This window comes from Embleya scabrispora DSM 41855, assembly GCF_000372745.1.
GTDB lineage: Bacteria > Actinomycetota > Actinomycetes > Streptomycetales > Streptomycetaceae > Embleya > Embleya scabrispora.
In genome coordinates, this window is sequence record NZ_KB889627.1 from 1 (window position 1) to 3,544 (window position 3,544).

At 71.7% G+C, this 3,544-nt stretch carries 5 protein-coding genes; all 5 read left to right on the forward strand.

Features of this window, described 5'->3' with window-relative positions; translation table 11 throughout:
* The coding region (locus A3IC_RS54205) for a response regulator transcription factor (protein ID WP_020550565.1) at positions 1-595 on the forward strand (595 nt) is incomplete at its 5' end.
* A gap of 74 nt (positions 596-669) precedes the next feature.
* A complete protein-coding gene (locus A3IC_RS73495; RefSeq protein WP_079026431.1) occupies positions 670-969 on the forward strand; it encodes a transposase in 300 nt (99 codons plus the stop codon).
* Positions 970-1,068: 99 nt separating this feature from the next.
* Positions 1,069-1,716 carry a hypothetical protein gene (locus A3IC_RS0113415; protein ID WP_158695943.1) on the forward strand — a complete coding sequence of 216 codons (648 nt, stop codon included), beginning with the start codon at positions 1,069-1,071 and terminating at the stop codon, positions 1,714-1,716.
* A 491-nt stretch (positions 1,717-2,207) separates the two neighbouring features.
* Complete coding sequence (locus tag A3IC_RS54215; protein WP_020550568.1) at positions 2,208-2,900, forward strand: helix-turn-helix domain-containing protein; 693 nt, start codon at positions 2,208-2,210, stop codon at positions 2,898-2,900.
* Positions 2,901-3,055: 155 nt separating this feature from the next.
* A partial coding sequence (locus tag A3IC_RS0113425; RefSeq protein ID WP_026218217.1) for a pyruvate formate lyase family protein occupies positions 3,056-3,544 on the forward strand: 489 nt, incomplete at its 3' end.

Genomic DNA, 3,544 nt, shown 5'->3' on the forward strand with positions numbered 1-3,544 from the left:
CCTGCTCGGCGGTGAACCCGACATCGAGATCGTCGGGGAGTCGGGTTCGGCCGCCGAGGCCGCGCGGCGCATCCCGGCGTTGCGTCCGGACGTCGCGATCCTGGACGGGCGCCTGCCCGACGGCAGCGGTATCGACGTGTGCCGGGAGGTGCGCTCGCGCTTTCCCGAGATCAACGCGCTGATCCTGACCTCGTACGACGACGAGGACGCGTTGTTCGCGGCGATCATGGCCGGGGCGGCGGGATACGTGCTCAAGCAGGTCCGCGGGCAGGACCTGATCGCGGCGGTGCGCGCGGTGGCCGGCGGGCAATCCCTGCTGGATCCGGCGGTGACCACGCGTGTCCTGGAACGGGTCCGCAAGGGACCGGCGGCCGAGCCGGGTCCGACCGGGCTCAGCGAGCGCGAGAAGCAGGTCCTGGAACACATCGCGCAGGGCCAGACCAACCGGGAGATCGCCGAGAGCCTGGGCCTGGCGGAGAAGACCGTCAAGAACTACGTCTCGGCGGTGCTGAACAAGCTCGGCCTGGAGCGCCGGGTCCAGGCGGCGGTGTACGCGACCGAGTTGCATCAGGGCAACGAGCGGCACCGGACCTGAGGGCATGACGGGCCGAGTCGGCCTCGACGTACACCGGTGCCCCGGGCCGATCGCCGGCCCGGGGCACACCGACGATTCAGTCCGGAAGGAATAGAGCACCTCAACTCGGTGATGGAAAGTGGGAGTCGATCGAGCCGCTCCTGCCGATAGGCGGATTCGGTCCCTGTCCGGAACGGGTGCGGGACCGGTTCGAAGACGTGATCCGGTGGTTCCGCACCGGCAGCCGATGGCGGGAGATGGCGGCGGAGTCCGGTGCCTGGCCGAGGGTCCGCGACCGTTTCCGTCGGTGGGAGCGCGCGAAGCCGAGTCCGAATCCGGAGCGCCACGGCGTGCGCCACCCGGAGTGGGCCGGCGCGCGAGGCGCCGACGGGTGATGCGCGAGCCTCACGAACGAGCCATGTTCCGAGAGGCGTTCGGCCCTGCCGCCGATCTCGGGGAGGAGGCAGGCTGTGACACGACCCAGGGGAGGGATTGTGCACGGACGGGCATTGAAGATCGTGATCACCGAGTCGCATTCGGGTGGATGCCGGGAGGTCGCCACGGACCTGACGCGGGCCGGGCACACCGTGCTGCGCTGCCACGAGAAACCGGGCGCGGATACGGAGGAACCCTGCGTGGCCTGGACGGCCGGGCGCGGATGTCCGTTGCTCGCCCAGGACGTCGACGTCGTCGTGGACGTGCGTGCGGACGCGGGGCCGCAGACCGTCCGCGAGCAGGGCGCGGTGTGCGCGCTGGTAGCCGGGGTTCCACTGGTGGTCTGCGGACCCGTCGACGCCCGCGGCGGGTTGCTCGCACGAGCGGACGTGCTGTGCCGCCGGGAGGACATCGAGGCGGCCTGCCACGCGGCGTTCTCCCCGGTGGGCCCCACGGCCCACAGGGTGGTGACCCGCGCCGTGGCCCTCGCCCTCGCGGGCGTGACCGCCCCCGCCGATGTGCATGTGGATCTGACAGCGCGCGAGAGCATGGTCCTCGCGGAAGTCACGGTCGGCGCGTCCCCGACGGCCACCGCCTTTCGCCGCGTGCGAGGCGCCGTTCGACTGGCCCTGGCGCCGTTCACGCCCACGTGGCCGTACACACCCGTGGTCCTCTACCACCGGACGTCGACGGCCGACCACCGGTGACCGGGAGTGCGGTGGTAACGGAACGCCGAAGCGGCGTTGGTGTCGAAACATTCGACCGCGACGGTCGACAGCGGGCCCCAATCTCGGCCGCGGACAGTTCGGCTCGTCATGCGATCAGGCGTTGCCGAACGTCGAGTTCCTCGGGTGCCGGCGATGCGTCGAGGTTTGCGATGTGAGCCTGGGGGCCACTACCTGGGGTGTGCCGAATCGGGCGGGTGTAGTCGTGGTGCCCGCGCCGCCGTCGTGCACGACGGCGGCCACTCATGGCCCGGCGGTCCCGCGCGCGGCTCGCCTGGATGGCCATCCGGGCGCTGTCCTTGCCTTCGGATCGAGGCCGCGCGGCGGCCGTCCGTGCTGCGAGCACTGCTCGACGGGCTCGGTCCCGGCTCGGCTTTCAGACCTCCGCCGGGTCCAATGGCCCTGTCGAACCCCGCCCCGGAGCGCCACCGTCGGTTCGAGTGCGCCACCCCCCACCGACGGAGGTACCACCCATGCACGACGAGACGGCGGGAACGCTCCGCCCCGACCACCTCGCCCTGGCCGTCGGCGTGCGCTCGCGCCGCCGCGGCCTCGGACTCACCCTGCGGCAACTCGCGCGTCATGCCGACCTTCCGGTGACCTGGCTCGAAGAACTCGAAGCGGGATCGGCGCCGGTGTCCCACGCGGCCCTCGCGAGCGTCGCCGGCGCCTTGGGCACCAGCGCCGAACGGCTGCTGAGCGGAGCCGTCGACGCACCGCCCAACCACGCGCCCACGGACCCGTCCACCCCCGCGCCCGACACCCGGGAACTGGTCGTGATGACCGAGGAGGAGTGCCGTGCCCGACTGCTCCTGCACGAAGTGGGCCGGGTAGCGCCCGCGATGACTCCGGAACCCTTCGTGTTGCCCGTCGACTACCTGATCGATCGAGGCGACGTGGTCTTTCGCAGCGTCGCCGGCTCCCACCCCGCCGAACTGGTCGGCCGGGTGGCCTTCGAGGTGGACGATCTGATCCGGTTCGCCCGCTGGGGCTGGAGCGTGCTGATCATCGGCGACGCCGAACCCGTGACCGATCCGACGGACGTGGACCGACTCACGGCGGCCCTGCCCCCGACCTGGTCCGACGGCACACGCGAGCTCTGGACCCGAATACACCCCGGCGCCATCACCGGTCGCCGACTGCGCCCACGCCTGGGAGGGGACTGAGGCGACGCACGCGCCGCCGAGAACACCGCCGCGCGACTGCGCCCCGGCCCGATCGGCTCTCTCCGATGGGCCGTTGGACCCTGTTCGGCCCGGCGGCCCGCGACCAGCGTGGGAGGTGAGCAGACCCGGTCGATCGAGCCATCCGAAGGGCCATCATGACCACCATCGACGTCGCGTCCGATCCGCAGGCCGACCACGCGCCCTGGCGGGACTTCCGCCCCGGGACGTGGAACGACACCATCGACGTCCGCGACTTCATCCAGGCCAACCACACGCCCTACACCGGCAACGCGGACTTCCTGCGCGAGGCCACCCCGCGTACCCGCGCCGTGTGGGACAAGGTGTCCGCGTTGTTCCCCGAGGAGCGCCGCAAGGGCGTGCTGGACGTGGACACCGCGACGCCCTCCACGATCACCTCGCACGCCCCCGGCTGGATCGACCGCGACCGGGAGCTGATCGTCGGCCTGCAGACCGACGCCCCGCTCAAGCGGGCGATCATGCCCAACGGTGGGCTGCGCATGGTCGAGGCCGGCCTGCGCGCATACGGCTACGAGATGGACCCGTTCGTCCGCGCGGTGTTCGGCACGTACCGCAAGACCCACAACGACGCGGTCTTCGACGCGTACACCCCCGAGATCCTGCGG